This is a genomic window from Kitasatospora sp. NPDC127121 (genome assembly GCF_042677305.1).
Classification (GTDB): Bacteria; Actinomycetota; Actinomycetes; order Streptomycetales; family Streptomycetaceae; genus Kitasatospora.
On sequence record NZ_JBHXTQ010000004.1, the window covers coordinates 41,498 to 65,088 of the forward strand.

The 23,591-nt window shown below is 72.7% G+C and carries 22 protein-coding genes and 1 pseudogene; 10 read left to right on the forward strand and 13 right to left on the reverse strand.

Translation table 11 applies throughout. From position 1 onward, the window contains the following. Positions 1-99: 99 nt before the first annotated feature. A complete protein-coding gene (locus tag ACFVHI_RS04340) occupies positions 100-2,415 on the reverse strand; it encodes a transglycosylase domain-containing protein (RefSeq protein ID WP_380335628.1) in 2,316 nt (771 codons plus the stop codon). A 522-nt stretch (positions 2,416-2,937) separates the two neighbouring features. Here ACFVHI_RS04340 and ACFVHI_RS04345 point away from each other — a divergent pair. Beyond that, complete coding sequence (locus ACFVHI_RS04345) at positions 2,938-3,261, forward strand: WhiB family transcriptional regulator (RefSeq protein ID WP_030240986.1); 324 nt, start codon at positions 2,938-2,940, stop codon at positions 3,259-3,261. A gap of 218 nt (positions 3,262-3,479) precedes the next feature. Here the strand turns inward: ACFVHI_RS04345 and ACFVHI_RS04350 are convergent, their stop codons facing one another. Together ACFVHI_RS04350 and ACFVHI_RS04355 are read right to left on the reverse strand one after the other, a co-directional pair. Beyond that, positions 3,480-4,598: an ArsA family ATPase gene (locus ACFVHI_RS04350; RefSeq protein WP_063351282.1), complete on the reverse strand. Its 1,119-nt coding sequence runs from the start codon at positions 4,596-4,598 to the stop codon at positions 3,480-3,482. 131 nt (positions 4,599-4,729) lie between these two features. Next, a complete protein-coding gene (locus ACFVHI_RS04355; protein ID WP_063348661.1) occupies positions 4,730-5,812 on the reverse strand; it encodes an ArsA-related P-loop ATPase in 1,083 nt (360 codons plus the stop codon). A 208-nt stretch (positions 5,813-6,020) separates the two neighbouring features. Between ACFVHI_RS04355 and ACFVHI_RS04360 the strand changes: the two genes are divergently transcribed. From ACFVHI_RS04360 to ACFVHI_RS04380, 5 genes are all read left to right on the forward strand, one after another. Beyond that, on the forward strand, positions 6,021-6,179 hold the full coding sequence (locus ACFVHI_RS04360; RefSeq protein ID WP_167745864.1) for a DUF4177 domain-containing protein: 159 nt from the start codon (positions 6,021-6,023) through the stop codon (positions 6,177-6,179). Next, entirely contained in the window at positions 6,176-6,643 is a 468-nt protein-coding gene (locus tag ACFVHI_RS04365; protein WP_063348662.1) for a RidA family protein, read from the forward strand. Before ACFVHI_RS04360 ends, ACFVHI_RS04365 begins: the two co-directional genes overlap by 4 nt. 64 nt (positions 6,644-6,707) lie before the next feature. Then, positions 6,708-7,574 carry an NUDIX hydrolase gene (locus tag ACFVHI_RS04370; protein ID WP_380335632.1) on the forward strand — a complete coding sequence of 289 codons (867 nt, stop codon included), beginning with the start codon at positions 6,708-6,710 and terminating at the stop codon, positions 7,572-7,574. Between the two features lie 86 nt (positions 7,575-7,660). Continuing rightward, entirely contained in the window at positions 7,661-7,834 is a 174-nt protein-coding gene (locus ACFVHI_RS04375) for a hypothetical protein (protein WP_380335634.1), read from the forward strand. Beyond that, on the forward strand, positions 7,831-8,664 hold the full coding sequence (locus tag ACFVHI_RS04380) for an MBL fold metallo-hydrolase (RefSeq protein ID WP_380335637.1): 834 nt from the start codon (positions 7,831-7,833) through the stop codon (positions 8,662-8,664). Before ACFVHI_RS04375 ends, ACFVHI_RS04380 begins: the two co-directional genes overlap by 4 nt. Before the next feature lie 98 nt (positions 8,665-8,762). Here ACFVHI_RS04380 and ACFVHI_RS04385 read toward each other — a convergent pair whose 3' ends face one another. The 5 genes and pseudogenes from ACFVHI_RS04385 to ACFVHI_RS04405 form a co-directional block, all read right to left on the reverse strand. Next, positions 8,763-9,437 (reverse strand): Crp/Fnr family transcriptional regulator, encoded by a 675-nt coding sequence (locus ACFVHI_RS04385; RefSeq protein WP_030240972.1) that lies wholly within the window; start codon positions 9,435-9,437, stop codon positions 8,763-8,765. A 152-nt stretch (positions 9,438-9,589) separates the two neighbouring features. Continuing rightward, positions 9,590-9,778 (reverse strand): annotated as a pseudogene (locus ACFVHI_RS04390) (transcriptional regulator); the annotation flags it as partial. Positions 9,779-9,843: 65 nt separating this feature from the next. Then, a complete protein-coding gene (locus ACFVHI_RS04395; protein WP_380335640.1) occupies positions 9,844-10,461 on the reverse strand; it encodes an RraA family protein in 618 nt (205 codons plus the stop codon). A 140-nt stretch (positions 10,462-10,601) separates the two neighbouring features. Further along, positions 10,602-12,005, reverse strand: coding sequence for a glutamate-cysteine ligase family protein (locus ACFVHI_RS04400; protein ID WP_380335643.1), 1,404 nt, complete (start codon positions 12,003-12,005; stop codon positions 10,602-10,604). Further along, positions 12,002-13,540: a flavin monoamine oxidase family protein gene (locus ACFVHI_RS04405; protein ID WP_380335645.1), complete on the reverse strand. Its 1,539-nt coding sequence runs from the start codon at positions 13,538-13,540 to the stop codon at positions 12,002-12,004. The genes ACFVHI_RS04400 and ACFVHI_RS04405 overlap by 4 nt, the downstream gene beginning before the upstream one ends. A 147-nt stretch (positions 13,541-13,687) precedes the next feature. Between ACFVHI_RS04405 and nth the strand changes: the two genes are divergently transcribed. The 4 genes from nth to ACFVHI_RS04425 all read left to right on the forward strand — a co-directional run bounded on the left by nth (position 13,688) and on the right by ACFVHI_RS04425 (position 17,410). After that, on the forward strand, positions 13,688-14,563 hold the full coding sequence (gene nth / locus ACFVHI_RS04410) for an endonuclease III (protein WP_363370497.1): 876 nt from the start codon (positions 13,688-13,690) through the stop codon (positions 14,561-14,563). Next, positions 14,560-15,327, forward strand: coding sequence for a CoA pyrophosphatase (locus tag ACFVHI_RS04415; RefSeq protein ID WP_063348669.1), 768 nt, complete (start codon positions 14,560-14,562; stop codon positions 15,325-15,327). The genes nth and ACFVHI_RS04415 overlap by 4 nt, the downstream gene beginning before the upstream one ends. A 46-nt stretch (positions 15,328-15,373) precedes the next feature. Beyond that, the gene (locus ACFVHI_RS04420; protein ID WP_063348670.1) at positions 15,374-16,558 is read left to right on the forward strand and encodes a MarP family serine protease; all 1,185 of its coding nucleotides are present in this window, start codon (positions 15,374-15,376) and stop codon (positions 16,556-16,558) included. Positions 16,559-16,708: 150 nt separating this feature from the next. Further along, the gene (locus ACFVHI_RS04425; RefSeq protein ID WP_063348671.1) at positions 16,709-17,410 is read left to right on the forward strand and encodes a metal-dependent hydrolase; all 702 of its coding nucleotides are present in this window, start codon (positions 16,709-16,711) and stop codon (positions 17,408-17,410) included. A 109-nt stretch (positions 17,411-17,519) separates the two neighbouring features. Here ACFVHI_RS04425 and ACFVHI_RS04430 read toward each other — a convergent pair whose 3' ends face one another. From ACFVHI_RS04430 to acs, 5 genes are all read right to left on the reverse strand, one after another. Beyond that, positions 17,520-17,729: a hypothetical protein gene (locus ACFVHI_RS04430; RefSeq protein WP_063348672.1), complete on the reverse strand. Its 210-nt coding sequence runs from the start codon at positions 17,727-17,729 to the stop codon at positions 17,520-17,522. A 144-nt stretch (positions 17,730-17,873) separates the two neighbouring features. Then, positions 17,874-18,893: an alpha/beta hydrolase gene (locus ACFVHI_RS04435; protein ID WP_363370492.1), complete on the reverse strand. Its 1,020-nt coding sequence runs from the start codon at positions 18,891-18,893 to the stop codon at positions 17,874-17,876. 94 nt (positions 18,894-18,987) lie between these two features. After that, entirely contained in the window at positions 18,988-19,464 is a 477-nt protein-coding gene (locus ACFVHI_RS04440; protein WP_063348673.1) for a phage holin family protein, read from the reverse strand. Between the two features lie 187 nt (positions 19,465-19,651). Next, positions 19,652-21,028 (reverse strand): Na+/H+ antiporter NhaA, encoded by a 1,377-nt coding sequence (gene nhaA / locus ACFVHI_RS04445; protein WP_079135771.1) that lies wholly within the window; start codon positions 21,026-21,028, stop codon positions 19,652-19,654. Positions 21,029-21,431: 403 nt separating this feature from the next. Then, a complete protein-coding gene (gene acs, locus ACFVHI_RS04450; RefSeq protein WP_063348674.1) occupies positions 21,432-23,387 on the reverse strand; it encodes an acetate--CoA ligase in 1,956 nt (651 codons plus the stop codon). Positions 23,388-23,591: the final 204 nt, after the last annotated feature.

Below are 23,591 nucleotides of genomic sequence, written 5' to 3' on the forward strand. Positions count from 1 at the left end.
GGGCCCGGATGGCACCGTCGGCCAAGCCCGAAGGGGCGCCCTCCGAGAGTGATCTCGGAGGGCGCCCCTTCGTCGTGTCGTGCCCGGGCCGGGGGCCGGTCAGCCGTTGTTGCCGCCGTGCTTGCCGCCGTTGCCGTTGCCACCGTTGCCGCCGTTGTTCCCACCGATGACGCCCGGCGGGAAGGTGAACCCGCCGCCGATCATCCCGCCGGCGTTGTTGCTGCCGCCGCCCGGGTTGCCGCCGCCGGGGTTCCCGCCCGGGTTGCCACCGGGGCTCCCCGCGGGGTTCCCGCCCTGGGGCGGCGGGTTGCCGCCGGGCTGCTGCTGGGCGTTGGGGTCGGCCGGCGGCGTGGCCCCGCCGCTCTGGTTGGCGTTGGGGTCGGTCTTGGGCGCCGGGTCCGGGATGTTGATGGTCTGGATCTGCTCCGGCGACGAGCCCTTGAGGGCCTGGTTCATCGCCAGCTGCCAGATCGGACCGGGGCCGTCGGCGCCGAACACCTCGTCGAAGTGCTTGCCGCCGATGTTGATGTTCTTCATCTTGACGCCGCCGGCCGGGCCGCCGAGCCAGACGGAGGTGGCCAGCGACGGGGTGTAGCCGCTGAACCAGGCGGCCTTCTTCTCGTCGGTGGTACCGGTCTTACCGGCGATCTGCCGGCCGTCGTCGAGCTTGAGCGCGGCCGCGGTGCCCTTCTCGGTCACGTTGAGCAGGACGGTGTTGAGGGCGTCCGCGGTCTGCTCGGAGAAGGCCTGGCTGCAGGTGGTCTGCGGGACCTTGACCTCCTTGCCGTCGACCGTGCTGATCTTGTTGATCGCGACCGGGGTGCAGTACTTGCCGCGGGCCGCGAAGGTCGCGTAGACGTTCGACATGGTCAGCGGGCTGAGCTCCAGGGTGCCGAGGACCATCGAGGGGACCTCCTGGAAGGCGTCGCCCTTGGCGGACTGGGTGATGCCCAGCTTGTTGGCCATCTGCTTCATCGCGCAGAGGCCGACCTGCTGCTCCATCTGCACGAAGTAGGTGTTGACCGAGAGGGCCATGGCCTGCTTGAGCTCGTACGGGCCGACCTCGCCGGTCGACTCGTTCTTCACCGTGGCCTTGGGCTTGTCGGTGTTCCTCCAGGTACCCGTGCAGGTGGTCATCTGCGGGTAGTCGATCTTGTTCTCGGAGGGGAACGGCTGGGTGGGCGACAGGCCCGACTCCAGGGCCGCCGCGGCGAGGATCGGCTTGAACGTCGAGCCGGTCTGGAAGCCGTTGCCGCCGCCCATCGCGGAGTCGACGTTGAGGTTGACGACGGTCTGGTTCTTGTTCGGGTCCAGGCCGTACGGGCGGGTCTGGGCCATGGCCAGGATCTTGCCGGTGCCGGGCTCCATCATGGTCGCGGCGGCCGAGACCGTGTCCGTCACGTTGACCTTCTTGGTGACGGCGTTCTGGGCGGCGGCCTGCTTGTCCGGGTCCAGCGTGGTGTAGATGTTCAGGCCGCCGGTGTCCCACAGCTTTTTGCGGTCGGCGACGCTCTTGCCGAACGCCGGGTCCTGCTTGACCACGTGGCGCACGTAGTCGCAGAAGAAGCCCATGCCGGCCTGGGCGGTGATGCAGCCGTTCTGCGGGTCCTTGAACTTCAGGCCCAGCGGGGCGGCCTTGGCCTCCTTGGCCTGGTCCGCGGTGATGTGCTTGTTCTCGAGCATCTTGTCGATCACGACGTTGCGGCGCTTGACCGTGTTGTCGGGGTAGCGCACCGGGTCGTAGGACGACGGGTTCTGCACCATGCCGGCCAGGGTGGCGGCCTCGGCGACGGTCAGGTCCTTGTTGCTCTTGCTGAAGTAGCGCTGGGAGGCGGCTTCGATGCCGTAGGCCTGGTGGCCGTAGAAGGTGATGTTGAGGTAGTTGGTGAGGATCTGGTCCTTCGACAGGTCCTCTTCCAGCTTGATCGCGACCTTGAGTTCCTGGATCTTGCGGCCCAGGGTCTTGCGCTGCGCCTCCAGCACCGCGGCCTGGTCGTCGCCGGCCTTCTCGACGTTGACGTTCTTCACGTACTGCTGGGTCAGCGTCGAGGCGCCCTGCGAGGTGGTGCCGCTCTCGGCGTTCTTGCCGATGGCGCGGAGCACGCCCTTGAGGTCGACGGCGCCGTGCTCGTAGAAGCGGGCGTCCTCGATGTCGACCTGGGCGTGCCGCATGAACGGTGACATCTGGTCGGCGGTGAGGACGGTGCGGTCGCGCTCGTACACCTTGGCGATCAGGCCGCCCTTGGCGTCGAAGATCTGCGTCGCCTGGGTGAGCGGCGGGGTCTTGAAGTCATCGGAGATGTTGGAGAAGCTCTCCGCCGTGTCCTTGGCGGTCAGCCCGATGGCGCCGACGGCGGGCAGGGCGAGGCCTGCCAGCAGGACTCCGGAGAGCACGCTGACGCCCAGGAACTTCACTCCGTGTCCCGCGATGTCGAGCGGCGACTCGCGGCGCTTATCGCGCGGAGCTCCGGTGTTGCCTGGGGGCTGGGATGCCTGGGGGCGCTTCGGTGCCATGAGGAGAACCCTACGTCCCGGAATCCCGCCCATAGGGGCAGGTGTTCCCCTACGCTTGTCACAAGCTTGCGACAGCTTCGGTGCGTCAACACCATTCACTCTTGTGAGTGCAGAGACTTGCCCGAATTGCCCGATATTAGAGGGTTTTTGAGGCGGCTGCGGCCTGCTGCACTCGTGTGAACGGTAGCGCTCTGTGATGACGCGCGTGGCGAGAGTTGCTGCGCCGCGATTGACAAGGCTTGCGACCTGCGATCACTCCAACGAGTGAGCTGACCGGTACCCATAGTCCAATCGGGTCATGCGAGATTGAGCCCGGAGGGGCTGTTGCTCGCTGTCGTTCTTCCGTAACGTCCTCAACTGGCAACGGTGAATATGCCGTTGCCGCCGTGGGGGAGCCTCGATACGGGAGAGGACGGCGCCGGGATGGGCTGGGTTGACGACTGGAGTGCGCAGGCCGCCTGCCGCACGAGTGATCCGGACGAGTTGTTCGTCCAGGGGGCGGCGCAGAATCGCGCCAAGGCGGTGTGCAGCGGTTGCCCCGTCCGCACGGAGTGCCTGGCGGACGCACTGGACAACCGGGTCGAGTTCGGAGTCTGGGGCGGGATGACGGAACGCGAGCGCCGGGCGCTGCTGCGCCGCCGCCCGACGGTCATCTCGTGGCGGAGGCTGCTGGAGACGGCCCGCACCGAGTACGAGGAGTCCCTCGCGACCGGCGTGATACTGACGGACTACGCCCAGGCGGGCTGAGCACGCCGGCGCGGTGCGGACCCGCGCCGTGGCAGACCGGTGCCGGGGGGCCATCGGGCTGAGGACATCGATGCCTGGCGCACTCGTGTCCGGCGCACCCGCGCCGAGGACGTTCACGCTGAGGACATCCGTGCTGAGGACATCCGCATCGAGGACATCCACATCGAGGGCGTTCGCGCCGGGCGCTCCGGTGCCGGGCGCCCGGGCCGGGCCGGTGCCTACGCGGTGCCGCTGAGCCGGTCCCCGATGGCGCGCAGCCCGTCCAGGTCGTGCACGTCGCCGGGCAGCGCGGCGACCTCCACGATCGGCACGTCCGGGTACACGGAGACGAAGCGGTCGCGGGTGCGGCGCTCCCGCCCCATGATCTGCATCCGTTCGGCGTGCAGCCTCAGCAGCCCGGCCGCGAGCAGTTCGGCCTCGGGCGAGGCGTGCTCCGAGCCGTTCTCCTCCAGTGCCTCGGCGGCCGCCAGCGCCCGTTCCGCGGTGAGCTGCGGCGCGCCCGAGCCGTGCACCCGGTTGAGCACCAGACCGGCCAGCGGCATCCGGTCCGCGGCGAGCCGGTCGACGAAGTACGCCGCCTCGCGCAGCGCGTCCCGCTCCGGCGCGGCCACCACCAGGAACGCCGTGCCCGGCGCCTTGAGCAGCTGGTACGTGCGGTCGGCGCGCTCGCGGAAGCCGCCGAACATGGAGTCCATCGCGCTGACGAAGGTCTGCACGTCGGTGAGCAGCTGGGCGCCGAAGATCTTGCCCAGGGTGCCGGTGATCAGGCCCATGCCGGCGTTGAGGAACCTCATCGCGCTGCGGCCGCCGACCTTGGCCGGGGCGGTCAGGATCCGGATCACCCGGCCGTCGAGGAAGGAGCCGAGCCGGTTGGGCGCGTCCAGGAAGTCCAGCGCAGAGCGGGACGGCGGGGTGTCGACGACGATCAGGTCCCATTCCTCGGCGTCGCGCAGCTGCCCGAGCTTCTCCATCGCCATGTACTCCTGCGTGCCCGCGAAGCCGGCCGACAGGGACTGGTAGAACGGGTTCTCCATGATCGCCTTGGCCCGTTCGGGCTCGGCGTGGGCGAGCACGACCTCGTCGAAGGTCCGCTTCATGTCGAGCATCATGGCCTGCAGCTCGCCGTCGCCGGTGACCCCCTTGACGACCCGGGGGGTGTTGTCCAGCTCGGTGAGGCCCATCGACTGGGCGAGCCGGCGGGCCGGGTCGATGGTCAGAACGACGACCTTGCGGCCGCGTTCGGCGGCCCGCAGGCCGATCGCCGCGGCGGTGGTGGTCTTGCCGACGCCGCCGGAGCCGCAGCAGACGATGATCCTGGTCCTCGGGTCGTCGATCAGCCTGTCGACGGCGAGCCGGCTGCCGGCGGCCCGGACACCGCTGCCGCCGTTGCCGACCCCGCCGCTGCTACCGCTGCCGTGGGCCCGGCCGGCCCCGCCGTTCCCGCCGGCTCCGCTGGTTCCGTTGGTGGTCACGCCGCCCCCTGCCGCTTCAGTTCGCCCGCCAGCCGGTACAGCCCGCCGAGGTCCACGCCCTCGCCCAGCAGTGGCAGTTCGTACGTGGGGAGCCGCAGTTGCTGGAGGTCGGCGCGCTGCTCGCGCTCCAGCTCGACCCGCTCGGCGTGCTCCCTGGCCTGTTCCAGCAACGGGTCGAGCAGCGGCTCCACCGCCGCCCGGACCGTCTCCGGCTTGCGCGAGCGCCCGCCGAGCCCGGCCTCGCCGAGGGCCAGGGCGACCTCCTCGCGGTGGTTCCCGTCCACCGCGGCCACCGCCGCGGCGTCCAGCACCGGCGGCCGGACCATGTTGACCATCACCCCGCCCACCGGGAGCCTGGCCTCGCGCAGTTCGGCGAAGCCGTCGACCGTCTCCTGCACCGGCATCTCCTCCAGCAGGGTGACCAGGTGCACCGCGGTCTCCGGCGATTTCAGCACCCGCATCACGGCCTGCGCCTGGGTGTGTATCGGCCCGATCCGGGCCAGCCCGGCGACCTCGGCGTTCACGTTCAGGAACCGGGTGAGCCGCCCGGTCGGCGGCGCGTCCATCACGACCGCGTCGTAGCGGCGGCGGCCGTCGGGGCCCTTGCGCCGGGCCGCCTCGCAGGCCTTGCCGGTGAGCAGGACGTCCCGTACGCCGGGCGCGATGGTGGTCGCGAAGTCGACGAAGCCGACCTTCTGCAGCGCCTTGCCGGCCCGGCCGAGCTTGTAGAACATCTCCAGGTACTCGAGCAGCGCCTGCTCGGGGTCGATGGCCAGCGCGAACACCTCGCCGCCGCCCCCGCCGCCCCCGTCGTCGGGGGGCAGGCCCAGTTGGGCGCGGGAGACCGCGGCGATCCGGCGCTCCTCGTACGGGAGGGCGGCGATGCCGAACAGTTCGGCGATGCCCTGGCGCCCCTCGACCTCGATCAGCAGCACCCGGCCGCCGTCGGCGGCGAGCGCCAGCGCCAGCGCGGCGGCCAGCGTGGTCTTCCCGGTGCCGCCCTTGCCGCTGACCACGTGCAGCCGGACGCCCTCCCAGTCGGGGTCGCGCCGGGCCGCCTGGCCGGGGGTGCGTGCCACGCTCCGTCTCCGTCCGTCTCGTGGGCCGGGGCCGCTCCGTCGGCCGGCCCGAACTACCGGTGCCCTCTCGCGAGGGTAACCAGGGAGCGCGCCGGATGCCCGGAGCACCAGGGGGGCCGGGCCTGAATCATGCCCCCTTTGTGGGCCACCTCACACGCCGGTCCGTGGGCGGCGCCGATCGCGGTGGCCGCTCGTCTAGAGTCTGGCCATGACCAAGTGGGAATACATGACGGCGCCTCTGCTCGTGCACGCCACCAAGCAGATCCTGGACAACTTCGGCTCGGACGGCTGGGAGCTCGTCCAGGTCGTGCCGGGCCCGAACCCGGAGCAGCTGGTGGCCTACTTCAAGCGGGAGAAGAACGCATGAGCAAGGTCGAGGCCAAGCTCGCCGACCTGGGGCTGACCCTGCCGCCGGTGGCCGCTCCGGTCGCCGCGTACGTGCCGGCCCTGCGCTCGGGCGAGTTCGTGTTCACCTCCGGCCAGCTGCCGGTCGTCGGCGGCAAGCTGCCGAGCACCGGCAAGGTCGGCGCCGAGGTCTCCCCGGAGGAGGCCAAGGAGCTCGCGCAGACCTGCGCGCTGAACGCGCTGGCCGCGATCAAGTCGGTGATCGGTGACCTGGACCAGATCGAGCGGGTCGTGAAGGTGGTCGGCTTCGTCGCCTCCGCCCCCGACTTCACCGGTCAGCCGGGCGTGATCAACGGTGCCAGCGAGCTGCTCGGCAAGGTGCTGGGCGAGGCCGGGGTGCACGCCCGCAGTGCGGTCGGCGTCGCGGTGCTGCCGCTGGACGCCCCGGTCGAGGTCGAGCTCCAGGTGCGCGTCAAGAACAGCTGAGTGTGATCGCGAAAGGCGGGGTTGGGCCTGTCCAACCCCGCCTTCGTACGCTTAGCATCCGGGCATGGACCATCGAGCGACGACGCTCCCGATGCCGCCCGGTTGGCCCGCCCGGATCCGGGCGGTCGACTCCGGCGTGCTGACCCCGCCGGTGCCCAGGCTCGCCGCGACGGTCGTGCTGCTGCGCGACGCGGCCGCCGGGCCGCAGGCGTACCTGCTGCGCCGGCGCACCTCGATGGCCTTCGCGGCCGGCATGTACGCCTACCCGGGCGGCGGGGTGGATCCGCGCGACGCCGAGGTGGAGACGGGCTGGGCCGGACCGGCGCCCGAGGAGTGGGCGCGGCGGCTCGGGGTGGACGCCCGGACGGCGCGGGCGGTGGTCTGCGCGGCCGTCCGCGAGACCTTCGAGGAGGCCGGCGTCCTGCTGGCCGGCCCGGACGCGGACAGCGTCGCCGCGCCGCGCGACTGGAGCGCCGAGCGGGCGGCGCTGGAGGCGCACGAGCTTTCCTTCGCCGAGTTCCTCCGCGACCACGCCCTGGTGCTGCGCAGCGACCTGCTGGGCGGCTGGGCCCGCTGGGTCACCCCGGAGTTCGAGGAGCGCCGCTACGACACCTGGTTCTTCGTCGCGGCGCTGCCGGCCGGGCAGAGCGCGGCCCTGGAGGTCGGCGAGGCCGACCGGGTGGCCTGGCTGACGCCCGCCGAGGCCGTTCTCGGTTACCAGGAGGGCCGGTTCGGGATGCTGCCGCCGACCGTGACGGTGCTGCGCGAGCTGGCGCCGGTGCGCACCGCCGCGGAGGCGCTGGACGCGGCCGTCGGGCGGTCGCTGGAGCCGGTGCTGGGCCGGGCCGAGGTCCGGGGCGACCGGATGACGGTCCGCTGGCCCGGGTACGACGAACTGACCATCGACGGGGACTTCCCCGAGGACGCCTGACCGCACCGGCCCCGCCCTCGTCGGCGCTGTCGCCGACGACGCCGCCGAACAGACTCGAAACAGAGAACAGAGAGGACCGACGCCCGATGACCCACAACGCCGTGGCTCGCCGGACGGCACCCGAGCTGCCCGCCCGCCGCCTGATCCCCCGTACCCCGGCCTGCGAGAGTCAGGTCCCGTTCGTCGAGACGGCCCAGCGGCCGCTCGTCCGGGCCCTGCCGCTCAGGGCCCTGCACCGGCCCCGCGGGGACAACCGGTGAGCGGGCTCCTGCCGGGCGACCCGGCCGCCACCATCGACGGCGAGGCCACGCCCCGGGCGCTGTGCGTGCTGGCGCCGAACCCGTCGCCGATGACGCTGGACGGCACCAACACCTGGCTGCTCTCCGAGCCCGGCTCGGACCTCGCCGTGGTGGTCGACCCCGGCCCGCTGCACGAGGGCCACCTGCGCCGAGTGGTCGACCTCGCGGAACAGCGGGGCAAACGCATCGCGCTGACCCTGCTCACCCACGGCCACGCCGACCACTCCGAGGGCGCGGCCCGCTTCGCCGAACTCACCGGCACCGAGGTGCGCGCCCTGGACCCGGCGCACCGGCTGGGTTCCGAGGGCCTGGTCAACGGCCAGCGGCTGGACGTCGGCGGCCTCGACCTGCGGGTGGTCGCCACCCCCGGCCACACCTCGGACTCGCTGACCTTCCACTTGCCCGCCGACGGCGCGATCCTCACCGGCGACACCGTCCTCGGCCGCGGCACCACGATGGTCGCCCACCCCGACGGCCGGCTCGGCGACTACCTGGACTCGCTGCGCCACCTGCACACGATGGCCTCCGCGCACGGCGTGCGGACGGTGCTGCCCGGCCACGGTCCGGCGCTCGCGGACGCGCTCGGCGCCGTCGACTACTACCTCGCCCACCGGGCCAACCGGCTCGCCCAGGTGGAGACCGCGGTCGAGGCCGGCTGCCGGACCGCGGACGAGGTGGTGGCCCGGGTCTACGCCGACGTCGACCGGGCGCTCTGGCCGGCCGCCGAGCTCTCGGTCCGGGCGCAGCTGGAGTACCTGGAGGAGCACGGGCTGATCCCGGGCCTCGACTGATCCCGTCGCGCGCGGGGCGGGCAACGGAACGCCGAAGGGCCCGTCCGCGCGGACGGGCCCTTCGGCGGTTACGGCGTGAAGACGTGAGCGCGCCGAGGTCAGCGCGAGCGGCGCGACAGCCGCTCGACGTCCATCAGCACCACCGCGCGCGCCTCCAGCTTCAGCCAGCCGCGGCCGGCGAAGTCGGCGAGCGCCTTGTTGACCGTCTCGCGGGAGGCGCCGACCAACTGGGCCAGCTCCTCCTGGGTGAGGTCGTGGGCGACGTGGATGCCCTCCTCGGACTGCACGCCGAAGCGGCGGGAGAGGTCCAGCAGGGCCTTGGCGACGCGGCCGGGCACGTCGGAGAAGACCAGGTCGGACATCACGTCGTTGGTCCGGCGCAGGCGGCGGGCGATGGCCCGCAGCAGCGCGATGGAGACCTCGGGGCGGGCGTGCAGCCAGGGCTGCAGGTCGCCGTGGCCCAGGCCGAGCAGCTTGACCTCGGTCAGCGCGCTGGCGGTCGCGGTGCGCGGGCCCGGGTCGAACAGCGACAGCTCGCCGATCATCTCGCTGGGGCCGAGGACGGCGAGCATGTTCTCGCGTCCGTCCGGCGAGGCGCGGTGCAGCTTGACCTTGCCCTCGGCGACGACGTACAGCCGGTCGCCCGGGTCGCCCTCGTGGAACAGCGACTCACCACGGGCGAGGGTCACCTCGGTCATGGAAGCGCGCAGCTCGCCGGCCTGTTCGTCGTCGAGTGCCGCGAAGAGTGCGGCGCGCCGCAGAACGTCGTCCACGTGCTTCCTCCTTCTCGGCCGTTCGGCGGGTGGGCCGTCCGGCGCAAGTTCCGTACCGTGCTCTGCATCACCAAGCATGGCGCATGTCGCTCCGATCATATGAGGAGGGGGTGTGCCGAGGTGTGCCGTGCGGGGCCATTCGTACCGGCGGGTCACCGGGTGGGGCGTCGCGGGGGCGGCGCCTGGTCGAACGCCTGCTCGTGCGGTTCGAACAACGAATCGCCCACCGCCGTACGGGCGTAGAGGACGCTGTGGCCGGCCCGGTGGGCGCTGGTCGGACCCGCCGCGCGCAGGGCGGTCAGGTGCTGCGATACGCCGGCGGCGGACAAACCGGTGCGGCGGGTCGGCCAGGGCCGAGGCCTCGCCGGGGCGGGCGCTCGGCCCGTTCAGCCGGACCGGGCCGGGTTCAGCCGGTGAAGCCCAGCTCGCCGAGGGTCTTCTCGATCCGGGTGCGGTGCGCCGCCTCCCAGTCGTCCAGCGTCTCGGCGGCCTCCTTGGCCAGCTTGGCGCGGGCCGCCGCCAGGGCCTCGGCGCGCCGGTCGGCGGGCACCACCACGACCCCCTCCTCGTCGGCCACCACGACGTCACCGGCCGCCACCGGCACGCCGCCGCAATGCACCCGGGCGCCGTGCGTGCCGAGCTCCCGCTTGGCCCCCGGGATCGGGATCACGCCGCGGGCGAAGACCGGGAAGCCCAGCTCCCGTACCTCGCCCAGATCCCGGATCAGGCCGTCGGCGACGAACGCCGCGACGCCCCGGCGCTGCGCGACGGCGCACACGTTGCCGCCGGCCAGCGCGTAGTCCAGGTCGCCCGACTCGACGACGATCACGGCGCCCGGCTCGGCCCGGTAGATCGCCGCGTGCAGCATCAGGTTGTCGCCGGGCGGGCACTGCACGGTGAACGCCGGGCCGGCCACCCGCGGCGCCCCCGCCCACAGCGGACGGATGCCGATGTCCATGACCTGGGCGCGCCCGAGCACGTCGGCCAGGGTGGTGGTGGGGATGTCCTTGAAGTCCTGGTCCATGCGTCCTCGTTCTTCGGTGGGCAGGCGGCGGCTGACCCGGGGCCGGCCGCCGCCGGTCACGCTAACCCGCGACGGTTCGGGCGAGGAAGGCCCTTCGGCCGGAGAACTCCACGGCTCGGGCGGGAGGGTCGGGCGGGGGTTCAGACGCGGAAGGCCGCGACGTAGCGGCGGGGGTCGCGGCGGAGGTCGGTGTCCCAGCGGGCCGTGGTCTGTTCGGCGAAGGTCTGCCCGGTGCGCAGCACTTCGTCGAGCGGGTCGAGGTAGTCGAGCACCTTCGGCTGTTCCAGGCCGGCGCGGACCCGGGCCCGCAGGCCTGCCCGGGCGAGCCGGACGAGTTCCGCCGCGAGTTCGCGGACCCGGTCGCCGCCGAGCATGGTGTCCAGGCCGTCGGCGGGGAGCCTGGCCTTCGCCGCGCGGTGCTCCGCCACGCCGTGGTGGCGCAGCAGTTCCCAGGCCGCCGTCCGCGAGGGCGGGTGGTAGGCGAGCCCCGCCCACAGCGCCGGTACGGCCGGGATGTGCCGGTACGGCGGGCCGTCCCCGGCCCGCAGTTCCAGGGTCCGGCGGACCCTGACGTCCGTCCAGATCTGCGACATGTGGGAGACCCAGTGGTCGAAGGTCGGCATGGTGCCGTCGTCGAAGCCCTGCCGCAGGATCTCGGCGAACGGCCGGTCGGGGGCGGGCCGGTACCGTCCGTCCGGGCCGCGGTAGTAGATCATCGGGATCCCCAGCGCCCAGTCGATGACGTCGTCGGCGTTCACGTCGGGCCGCAGCGCGGGCGGCAGGACGCCGCAGCGGCGCGGGTCCATCCGCAGCCAGTTCTGCGACCTGTGCGAGAGCAGCCCGTTCGACCGGCCGCCCTGCAGCGGCGAGTTGACGAGCAGTGCGGCGACCACCGGGGACGCGGCGGTCAGCATCCGCAGCTTCTGGGTGAAGTCCTCGTCGGACAGGTAGTCCAGGTGCACCTGGGTGGACAGCGACATCGACATGATCTTCGGGGCCCCGCTGCCGGCCTCGCCGATCCGGTCGAAGAAGTCGCGCATGACGGCACCGCGGAGCATCGGCACCCAGGAGACGGTGTCGAGCCGGTCGAAGGGGAGGTTGCCGCCGGGCAGGAGGGCCAGACCGAAGCGCCCGACGAGTTCCGCGAGGCGTTCCATCGTGGCCCGCATGTCGTCCACGGCCGTGGCCAGGCCGGCGGCCGGGACGGAGGAGTACTCGACCTGGCCGCCGTGTTCGAGCGTGATCTGGGCGGTGTCCGCCAGGTCCACGCCGGTCAGCCGGCCGTTGTCGCGCCGGTCCGTGCCGCCCCATTCGGCGAGGACGGCCTCCAGGACGGCCCGGACGCCGTTCTTCCCCTCGTAGGGGGCGGCCCGCCCGGTCTCCGGGTCGACGATGCCGTTCTCGATCTCCAGCCCGATCCGCTCGGTCGCGGCCGCGGCCGGGGCGAGCAGCGGTCCGAGGTCGTCGCGGTGCAGCGTCGCTCCCGTCGCCGGGCCGCCGCTCTGCTCGCCGGTTCGGCGCCGGGGCGCCGGTGCCGCGCTCACCCGGTCCGCAGCCGCGCGGTGTCGTCGGCGTGCTGCCCCCGGTCGATCACCTGGCCCACTACGGCCAGGGCCGACTGGGCGGCGCCCTGCATCCAGGCGTGCGCTCCGGACAGGTGCTCTCCGGCGAAGAAGATCCTCGGGTCGTCGGTCGGGTGCGGGGCGCCGAGCCCGGTCAGGTACCGGGTGTGCTCGCCGGGCGCGAGGTGGGCGAAGGCGCCGCCGCCCATGCCGACCTGGTCGTCCCAGTTCCAGTGCACGATGTCGTCCGCGTCGCGGAGGATGCCGGGGTGCAGCCGTTCCAGGCATTTCAGGACCAGCAGGTCGCGGTCGGCCGGCGGCAGGGTGGTGAAGCGGCGGGCGTTGGCCCCCCACAGGTAGGCGCCGACGAGCACCGCGGGCTCGTGGGAGCGCTGCGGGTCCCGGGCGGCCCAGCGCCGCCTGCCGACGGTGCTCCCGTTGGTCCGGCCGTCGACGGGCCGGGCGTTGTCCGACGGGTACCAGCACTGCTGGATCGGCATGTCGGTGAAGCTGCCGCCGCCGAAGATCCGGTCGTCCAGTTCCCAGCCGCGCCGTTTGGTGTGCACGAGCGTCTTCGTGCTGCTGGCGTAGCTGATGCCGCGGATCGCGTGGCGCTGGTGGTGGGGGAGGCCGGGCCGGAAGCTGATCTGGTCGAGGGCGGGGACGGGGACGCAGCAGACGACGAAGTCGACGTCCTCGGTGATCGTGCCGCCGAGGCGCCGCCCGTGCACCCGGACGCCCTGGCGGGTCAGCGAGAGTTCGTCGATCTGGGTGGACAGCTGGAGGGTCCTCGGCCGCAGCCGGCGTACGAACGCGTGCACCAGGCGGTCGGTGCCGTCGACCAGTTCGACCTGGCCCGCGTGGAACAGGCCGAAGTAGTCGACGAGGACCTCCAGCAGGGAGGACTGCTCGTAGTGGACCAGGCCGCTGGCGTGGCCGAGGAGGTCCCAGGCGTCCTGCGACAGGTGCTCGTGGACGTACTGCCACAGCGACACCGAGACGAGCCGGTCGAGCGCCGGGTCGTCCCAGTGGCCGTCCAGCACTCGCCGGCGCTGGTCGGGGGTGAGCGTCTCCCAGGCGGCCGTCAGCAGCCGGTCCAGGATCCGCCGCGGGTCCTGCTTCTCGGCGGCGCGCAGCGCGAACGCCGGGTGCAGCGCGTGCACCTCCTGGACGCGGGCGCGGTGGCCGCGCAGGTGGTAGTAGGCGTCCGGGTTGAAGTTGACGAACGGCCTGGTCCGCAGGCCGAACTGGGACACGTAGTGGAGGACGCAGTGGTGGTTCCCGGGGATGCGCATGGCGCCCAGGTCGGCGTGCGTGCCGTCCCAGAAGCGGTGCGTGCGCACCCGTCCGCCGGGTTGGTTCGACCGCTCGTACAGGACGATGCCGAAGCCCCGGCGCTGGAGCTCGTAGGCGGCGACGAGGCCCGCCACCCCGGCCCCGATCACCGCGACCCGCCCGGTGGCGCCGGTCACCGGGCGCAGCAGGCTGCTGGGAAAGGCGAAGCTCTCGTCGAACATGGGCACCTCGCGTCGTCGTAGCCCTCAGACTGGGGCAGCCCGTCGTCGCGAGCCACCAGACGGCGCCCATCCGAACGTCAGTCCGCGGCTGCCGCGGGCTCCGGTGATCCGCTGCCCGCCGTGGGCCGTTCGGCGTAGCCTTCGTGCATGGCAGAGAGCAAGGTCCGGGCGGCGGCGGCACCGAAGGCGAAGGCCGTGCCGGGGGTGAAGCCGGGGAAGCCGGAGTCGCACCTGGCGATGGTGCGGCGGGCGCGGCGGATCAACCGCGAGTTGACGGAGCTGTACCCGTACGCGCATCCGGAGCTGGACTTCGAGAACCCGTTCCAGCTGCTGGTGGCGACCGTGCTGTCGGCGCAGACGACGGACTTGCGGGTGAACCAGACGACGCCGGCGCTGTTCGCGAAGTACCCGACGCCGGAGGACATGGCGGCGGCGAACCCGGAGGAGCTGGAGGAGGTCATCCGCCCGACCGGGTTCTTCCGGAACAAGGCGAAGTCGCTGATCGGCCTCTCGATCGCCCTGCGCGACGACTTCGGCGGCGAGGTCCCGGGCCGCCTGGACGACCTGGTGACGCTGCCGGGCGTGGGCCGCAAGACCGCCAACGTGGTCCTCGGCAACGCCTTCGGGGTGCCCGGGATCACCGTGGACACGCATTTCGGGCGGCTGGCCCGGCGGTTCGGCTGGACCGCCGAGGAGGACCCGGTGAAGGTCGAGGCGGCCGTCGCCGAGATCTTCCCGAAGTCGGAGTGGACGATGCTGTCGCACCGGGTGGTCTTCCACGGCCGCCGGATCTGCCACTCCCGCAAGCCCGCCTGCGGCGCCTGCCCGGTCGCGCCGCTCTGCCCGTCGTACGGGGAGGGCGAGACCGACCCGGAGAAGGCGCGCAAGCTGCTCAAGTACGAGCTGGGCGGGCAGCCCGGGCAGCGGCTGAGGCCGCCGGGGGACTTCCCCGGGGAGGCCGCCGCCCGGGCCGACGCCGCCGGGCACCAGGGGCGGATCGCGGACCTGGCGGTGGGCGAGTGACCCGCGAGGCACGGCGGGCGCCGGAGCCGTCGGCGGTGCGAGTGGTCGAGGGGGACGGCCTGCCGGCCTGGCTGGAGCCGGTGCGGGAGGCGGCCGAGCGGGTGCTGCCGGAGCAGCTGAGCCGCTTCCTGCCGCCTGTGGAGGGCGGCCGGGCGGCGGCGGTGCTGATGCTGTTCGGCGAGGGCCCGGACGGGCCGGACCTGCTGCTGATCGAGCGGGCCCGCTCGCTGCGCTCGCACGCCGGGCAGCCGTCCTTCCCGGGCGGCGCGCTGGATCCGGAGGACGGTGACCCGGACGGCCCGGGCCCGGTCGCGGCGGCGCTGCGCGAGGCCTGGGAGGAGACCGGGCTGGACCCGGCCGGGGTGCAGGTGTTCGCGGTGCTGCCGGCGCTGTACATCCCGGTCAGCCGGTTCGTGGTGACCCCGGTGCTGGGCTGGTGGCGCGAGGAGTCGCCGGTGCGGCCGGTGGACCAGGGGGAGACCGGCGCGGTGTTCCGGGTGCCGGTCGCCGATCTGGCCGACCCGGCGAACCGGGTGCGGCTGCGCCACCCGTCCGGGCACGTGGGGCCGGCCTTCGCGGTGGCCGGGCGGCTGGTCTGGGGGTTCACGGCCGGGGTGATCGACCGTGTGCTGCACCACGGCGGGCTGGAGCTGCCCTGGGACCCGTCCCGGATCGTCGACCTCTCGGACGAGGCGCTGGCCCTGGTGCAGGGCGATCTCGACCACTCCCGGGCGCTGCCGGGCGGCGACGCCGGTCCCACGTGAGGGGCCGTCTGCGCGGCCGGGCCGCGGGCCGTGGGAGGGTGTCCGGGTGAACGTCCTGGATGTGCTGCTGATCGCCGCTGCCGTGGCATTCGCCGTGTCGGGCTACCGGCAGGGCTTCGTGGTGGGTGTCCTGTCCCTGGTCGGCTTCCTGGGCGGCGGCCTGCTGGCCGTCCAGCTGCTGCCGCTGCTGCTCGACCACCTCAGCCCGGGCACCACGGCCTCGGTGGTGGCCGTGGTGGTGGTGATCGTGTGCGCCGCGATCGGCCAGGCGGTGACCGCGCACTTCGGCTGGAAGCTCCGGGGCCACATCGGCCGCCGTCCGGCGCGGGTGCTGGACGCGACCGGCGGCGCGGCCGTGAACGTGGTCTCGATGCTGCTGGTGGCCTGGCTGATCGGCTCGGCGCTGGCCGGGGCGTCGCTGCCGACGGTGTCCAAGCAGGTCCGCTCCTCGGCGATCCTCGGCGGCGTGCAGAACGCGCTGCCCGACGACGCGCCGAACTGGTTCTCGGACTTCTCCAAGGTGCTGGCCCGCAACGGCTTCCCGCAGGTCTTCAACCCCTTCGAGCACGAGCCGATCACCCAGGTCGACACCCCCGACCCGGCGCTGGCCGGCAGCCCGGCGGTGGCGCGGGCCAAGCAGAGCCTGGTCAAGGTGGTCGGCACCGCCACCTCCTGCAGCAAGACCCTGGAGGGCAGCGGTTTCGTCTTCGCCCCGCACCGGGTGATGACCAACGCCCACGTGGTCGGCGGGGTCGACGAGCCGACCGTGCAGATCGGCGGGGTCGGTCAGCTGTACGACGCGACGGTGGTCCGCTACGACTGGCAGCGCGACATCGCCGTCCTGGACGTCCCCAAGCTGAACGCGCCCCCGCTGGCGTTCGCGGGCGAGGCGAAGACCAACGACAGCGCGATCGTGGCGGGTTTCCCGGAGAACGGCGCCTTCAACGTCCAGCCGGCCCGTATCCGCGGCCGGATCCAGGCCAACGGCCCGGACATCTACCACCGCGGCCAGGTGGTCCGCGACGTCTACTCGGTCCGCTCGCTGGTCCGCCAGGGCAACAGCGGCGGCCCGCTGCTCACCCCGGACGGCCAGGTCTACGGCGTGGTGTTCGCCAAGTCGCTGGACAGCGCCGACACCGGGTACGTGCTGACCGCGGCCGAGGTGCGGGAGGACGCGGAGAGGGGCAGCACCGCGAGCACCCCGGTGGACACCCAGGGCTGCGCGCTCTGACCGGGCCGCGGGGCGGTCCGACGCGCCGGGTCCGACGATCCGATATCCGTCACACCGTCAGTCCGCCCTGGTAGCCTCTGCCGCGCTCACCCGTTCGGCTCAACCGGGCGCCGTCCCGGAGTGAGTCTTACGGGAGGTCGTGGTAGTCCGATGATGGGTCACTCGCACGCGGTCAGTGGGGCGATGCTGTACGCCGCCTCCGCGCCGTTCCTGCCCCCGCTGCTGCTGCACACCACGCTGCAGCCGGCGGACATACTGATGGGCACGGTGCTGTGCGCGGGGGCGGCCCTGCTGCCGGACCTCGACCACCACGACGGCTCGATCGCCAACTTCCTGGGGCCGATCTCCAAGGCGCTCTGCCGCTTCGTGGCCTGGGCCTCCGGCGGGCACCGGCACGCCACCCACTCGCTGCTGTTCGTCGCGCTGATGGGCGCCGGCACCTGGGCGGGCGTCACCTACCTGGGCCGCAACTTCACCCTGGTGCTGACGTTCTTCCTGATCGCGCTCGCGATCCGGGCGCTGCGGCTCTGCCCGCCGGGGGACGGCCCGGAGAGCTGGATCACCGTCATCGGGCTGTCCGCGCTCGGCACCTTCGGGATGAACACCTGGATGCCGAACTCGCCGGGCTGGCTGCCGTACGCGGTGGCGCTGGGCACCCTGGCGCACCTGCTGGGCGACTGCCTGACCAAGAAGGGCGCGCCGCTGCTCTGGCCGCACAAGGAGCGCTACGAGGTGGTGCTGATCAAGCGCAGCGGCAACAACGTCGAGACCAAGGTGCTGGTGCCGATCATGTCGGTGGCGACCTTCGTCCTGCTCTGGTTCACCGCGGTGTCGCCGACGCTCGTGAACTGACCGGCGGGACTGGCCGGCCAGCCGACCCGACCGGCGGGACCGACCGGCCGAACCGATCGGCCGGCCGGAACCGGTCCGCCGGACCGGCCGGACGACGCGGCGCGAGGCCTCAGGTCTCGCGCCGCAGTCGTGCGCCGACCCAGCGGGCGCGCCGGCCGAGGATGCGGGGGATGCCGAGCTGCCGCTGCGCCGGGCGTGGACGGCGGTCGGGGCCGTCGTAGCCGAGGTCGTCCGCCCAGTCGGGGCGGTGGGCGGAGCGCTGGGAGCTGTTGTGGCGTCGGGCGCGCGGGGCGCCGCCGCGATCGGGCATCCAGGTCATACCGGAATGGATGCCCCTGGGCCGGTGGGGGTAACCGCCGGGCGCGCGTCGAAATTGGCCTATGCGGTTGTCATATGTGCGTCAGATCAAGGGAGTTGGGGCCAAGGGCCCTTCCCTCCCGGCCCCTTCGCCGCTCCTGCATCATCACTCCTTGTGACGGCCGACCCAGTCCAGCAGCTCCGCGGTGAACTGCTCCGGGGCCTCCTCGTGCGGGAAGTGCCCGACCCCCGGCATCAGCCGCCAGCGGTACGGCGCCGCCACGTACTCGCCGCCGCCCAGCGCGGTGTGCGACAGCAGCACCGGGTCCGCCGCGCCCTGGACGTGCAGGGTCGGCGCCGTGATCGGCTTCTTCATCCGCCGGGCGAACTGGATGCCGTCCGGGCGCGCCATCGAGCGCAGCAGCCAGCGGTACGGCTCGATCGAGCAGTGCGCCGTGCTGGGGATCTGGATGGCCTGCCGGTACGCGTGCACCGCCTCCTCGTCCAGCCGGTTCGGACCGGCCCAGGCGTCCAGGTAGCGGCCGACCAGCGCGGCGTCGTCGGCCACCAGACGGCGTTCCGGTATCCACGGCCGCTGGAAGCCCAGCACGTGTTCGAAGGCGGCCGCCTGGCGGCGGTCGGTCAGCAGGGCCCGGCGCAGGTCCCGGGGGTGCGCGGCGGAGACCACGGTGAGGCTCTGGATCACCGACGGGCGCATCACCGCCGCCACCCAGGCCAGCGTGCCGCCGGCGGCGTGCCCGACCAGGTGCGCCCGGCGCTCGCCGAGCGAGCGGATCACCCCGGTGATGTCCAGGGCGAGGTTGCCCGGGTCGTACCCGCGCGGGGTGCGGTCGCTGCCGCCGACACCCCGCAGGTCGAGCGCCACCGCCCGGTAGCCGGCCTCGGCGAGCGCGGTCAGCTGGTGGCGCCAGGCCCACCAGTACTCGGGCCAGCCGTGCACCAGCAGCACCAGCGGGCCCGAGCCCAGCTCGGCGATGTGGAACCGGGCGCCGTTGGCCGCGAGGTCGCGGTGCGTCCACGGGCCGCTCTGCCGGACGCTCCAGGCCTCGGCGCCGCCGTCGGGGGTGGTGCCGGGGGCCTCATCGGCGGGCTCCCCCCCGGGTGCCAGGTCGGGTCCGGAGTCGGCGGACGGCTGCGCGGATACGGGCTTCTGGTCAAGCGGCATACCGAGAGCGTGTCACATCCGTGCGCCGGACGGCGCCCGGCACTCGCTCCCGGCGGGTCCGGGCGGGCGGCGTGCACCGCCACCGGACGGACGGTTACGGGATGCGGCCCAGGGCCCGGTCGATCTCCTCCTTGGTGGCCGGACGCGGCCGGGCGTTCTTCAGCACGTCGGCGGTCTTCTGGGCGCCCTCGATGGTGCGGTGCGGCTTCTCGATCCGCTTGAACGAGCGCCAGGCCATCAGCCCGAGCAGCACCGCGAGCAGCAGGTAGGCGCCGGCCACGATGAGGAACGACCAGCCGAGCGACAGGCCCAGCGCGTGGATGCCGAAGGCCGCCGCGGCGCTCAGCATCGGGACGGCGGCCAGCGCCACCACGGCGGCGACGCCCAGCGAGACGCCCCCGGAGACGCCGCGCTTGACGTCCGCCCGGATCTCGGCCTTGGCGAGCGCGATCTCGTCGTGGACGAGTGCGGACAGGTCGGCGGTGGCCGCCGCGAACAGCTGCCCCACCGAACGCTCGCCCTCGTAGGGCGCCCGGCCGTTGCTGGACGGGTCTGCGGCTCCTGCGGGCATCAGCGGTTCTCCTCTGCGGCTGTGCGGCGTGACGCCGCCGCGTGGTGCGGTTCGGGGGGCCGGAGGGGCCCGGAGGCGTCAGTGGACTGTCGACAGCTCAGAATCATGCCCCTACCGGTCAGTCGCACACCACTCCGGGGCCCCGCCGGGGGGACGTGTCCGGGCTCTGCCGGGCCGCCGGCGGGCCTCAGCGGGGCTTCTCCGGCCCCTCGCCGTCGGGTCGCGGGGCGAGCCCGGCGGCCCGGGCCCGCCAGGCCGGGTCGTCCTCCTGGTAGACGTCCGGGACGCCGTCGCCGTCCACGTCCCGGTCCTCCTCCTCGCACAGCTCGCGGTAGTGCCGGTTGCGGAGCTTGAGCAGCACGGTGGCCACCGTCGCGCAGAGCAGCGAGCCGACCAGGACGGCCGTCTTGGAGAGGTCGGCGAGGGCCAGGTCGTCGCGGAACGCCAGTTCGCTGATCAGCAGCGAGACGGTGAAGCCGATGCCCGCGAGCACCGAGACCGCGAACATGTCGGCCCACCTGAGCTTCGGGTTCAGCTCGGCCCGGGTGAACCGGGCGGCCAGCCAGGTGCCGCCGAATATGCCCACCGTCTTGCCGACCAGCAGGCCGATGACGATGCCGAGCGGCGTGGCCTGGGTGAACACCTCGCGCAGCGACGGGCCGGAGATCGTCACCCCGGCGGCGAACAGTGCGAACACCGGGACGGCCAGGCCGGCCGAGAGCGGGCGGACCAGGTGCTCGATGTGCTCGCCGGGGGAGTGCTGCTCGTCGCCCTCCCGGTGGCAGCGCAGCATCAGGCCCATCGCGACGCCCGCGACCGTGGCGTGGATGCCGCTCTCGTGCATCAGCGCCCAGTTCACGACGGCCAGCGGCACGAACAGGTACCAGCCGTGCACTCCGCGCCGGTGCAGGAACCAGAACAGCACCAGGCCGGCGAAGGCCAGGCCGAGCGCCCAGAACCTGATACCGGAGCTGTAGAAGACCGCGATGATCAGGATCGCGATCAGGTCGTCCACCACGGCGAGGGTGAGCAGGAAGGCGCGCAGGGCGGACGGCAGGTGGCTGCCGACCACGGCCAGCACGCCGAGCGCGAAGGCGATGTCGGTGGCGGTCGGGATGGCCCAACCGCTGGGGTGACCGCCGCTGCCCGAGTTGACGAGCGCGAACAGGATCGCCGGCAGCGCGACGCCGCAGACGGCGGCCACCACCGGGAGCAGCGCGGCGCTCGGGGTGCGCAGCTCGCCCGCGACGAACTCGCGCTTGAGCTCGATCCCGGCCACGAAGAAGAAGATCGTCAGCAGGCCGTCCTTGGCCCAGTTGCCGAGGGTGAGGTCGAGGTGCAGCGGGGCGGAGGGCCCGACGGTGTAGTCGAGGACGCTCTCGTAGGCGTGCGGCCAGACGTTGGCCCAGACCAGCGCGGCCACGGCGGCGAGCAGCAACAGCACGCCGCCGACCGTCTCGGTGCGCAGGGCGTCGGTGATGAACGTCCGCTCGGGCAGGGACAGTCGGCCGAGCAGCTGCCGGCGGCGGGTCGTCGGCTCGTGGACGGGCGGCTGGTCGGTCACGAGGACCTCCTGAGGGGCTGGGAGCGGCAACGGATGCACGTGTGGTGCAGTTGCCGACCAGACTTCCCGGCGCGCCCTGTGACGCTCGGACTCCCGTTCAGGGATCTTGATGCGTCGTTAACAGTCTAGGGGATCGTTCGGGTGACATCCGGATTGTCCTATTCAAGGACTTAAGCCCTGCGGGTGGGTTCCGCACTCCGGAGGAGCAGTGGCACGGCACCCGAATGGCCCAGGCCGGGCGCAGACGGGTGAACGCGGCACCGTCGGTCGCGGGGCACCGCCCGCTCCCGGCCGCCCCGCTGCACACCCTGGCGGCCGACCGGAAGGGGGCTCCAGACCCGCGGCATGGCTGTGCCCCGGGCGGTGACCACCGCCCGGGGCACGCTTCACCGTGTCGGCCGGCTCAGCCGTTGCCACCCGCCGGCGGCAGCTGGGCCTGGATCTGGCTCATCACCGTGCTGTCGGCGAGGGTGGTGGTGTCACCGACCTCGCGGCCCTCGGCGATGTCGCGCAGCAGACGGCGCATGATCTTGCCGGAGCGGGTCTTCGGCAGCTCGCCGACCACCTTGACCTGCTTCGGCTTGGCGATCGGGCCGAGCGTGCGGCCGACGTGCGCGCGCAGCTCCTCGACCAGCTCCGGGCTCTCGGTGGCGCCGCCGCGCAGGATCACGAAGGCGACGATGGCCTGGCCGGTGGTGGCGTCCGTGGCGCCGACCACGGCGGACTCGGCCACCGACGGGTGGCCTACCAGGGCCGACTCGACCTCGGTGGTGGAGATGTTGTGGCCCGAGACGAGCATGACGTCGTCGACCCGGCCGAGCAGCCAGATGTCGCCGTCCTCGTCCTTCTTGGCGCCGTCACCGGCGAAGTAGCGGCCCGCGAAGCGCGACCAGTAGGTGTCGATGTAGCGCTGGTCGTCGCCCCAGATGGTGCGCAGCATGGACGGCCACGGCTCGGTGAGCACCAGGTAGCCGCCGGAGCCGTTCGGGACCTCGTTGGCCTCGTCGTCGACCACGGTGGCCGCGATGCCCGGCAGGGCGCGCTGGGCCGAGCCCGGCTTGGTCTCGGTGACGCCCGGCAGCGGGCTGATCATCATGGCGCCGGTCTCGGTCTGCCACCAGGTGTCCACGATCGGGGTCTTGCCGGCGCCGATGTGCTCGCGGTACCAGATCCAGGCCTCGGGGTTGATCGGCTCGCCGACGCTGCCCAGCACCCGCAGCGAGGACAGGTCGAACTTCGCGGGGATGTCGTCGCCCCACTTCATGAAGGTGCGGATCGCGGTCGGCGCGGTGTAGAGGATCGTCACGCCGTACTTCTGGACGATCTCCCAGAACCGGCCCTGGTGCGGGGTGTCCGGGGTGCCCTCGTAGATGACCTGGGTGGCGCCGTTGGAGAGCGGGCCGTAGACGATGTACGAGTGGCCGGTGACCCAGCCGATGTCGGCGGTGCACCAGTAGACGTCGGTCTCCGGCTTGAGGTCGAAGACCGCGTGGTGGGTGTAGCTGGCCTGGGTGAGGTAGCCGCCCGAGGTGTGCAGGATGCCCTTGGGCTTACCGGTGGTGCCCGAGGTGTAGAGGATGAACAGCGGGTGCTCGGCGTCGTGCGCCTCGGGGGCGTGCTCGGTGGACTGGCGCGCGGTGATCTCGTGCCACCAGACGTCACGGCCCTCGGTCCAGGAGATCTCCTGCCCGGTGCGGCGGATCACCAGGACGTGCTCGACGCCGTCGACCTTGGTGAGCGCCTCGTCGATGGCCGGCTTGAGCGCGGACGGCTTGCCGCGACGGTAGCCGCCGTCGGCGGTGATGACGAGCTTGGCCTGGGCGTCCTCGATGCGGGAGGCGACGGCGTCGGCGGAGAAGCCGCCGAAGACCACCGAGTGGGTGGCGCCGATCCGGGCGCAGGCGAGCATCGCGACGACCGCCTCGGCGATCATCGGCAGGTAGACCGCGACCCGGTCGCCCTTGCGGACGCCGAGTTCCAGCAGCGCGTTGGCGGCCTGCGAGACCTCGTCCTTGAGCTGGGCGTAGGTGATCGAGCGGCTGTCGCCGGGCTCGCCCTCGAAGTGGATCGCGACCCGGTCGCCGAGACCGGCCTCGACGTGGCGGTCGACGCAGTTGTAGGCCACGTTGAGCTTGCCGTCGGCGAACCACTTGGCGAAGGGCGGGTTGGACCAGTCCAGCGTCTCGGTCGGCTCGACGGCCCAGCTGAGGCGGCGGGCCTGCTCGGCCCAGAAGCCCAGGCGGTCCTCGGAGGCCTGCGCGTACGCGGCCGCGGTGACGTTGGCGGCGGCGGCGAGCTCTGCCGGCGGGGCGAATCGCCGCTCCTCCTTGAGCAGGTTGGCCAGGCTCTCGTTGCTCAACGCGCACTCCTCATCGAGTCATGATCGGAGACGATCCCGTGCGTGGGGATTGTCCCGTGTGTCCCAGCGCACAGCTCACCAGGCGAATGGGGCACTTGACAAGAGCCTCCGGGTAATTGGTGTAGACCTTTGACCGGCAGTCGAACGGACCATCATACGGCGCACCGCCTCGGGGCGGTGCGCCGTACGACGGCCGGAGGGCCC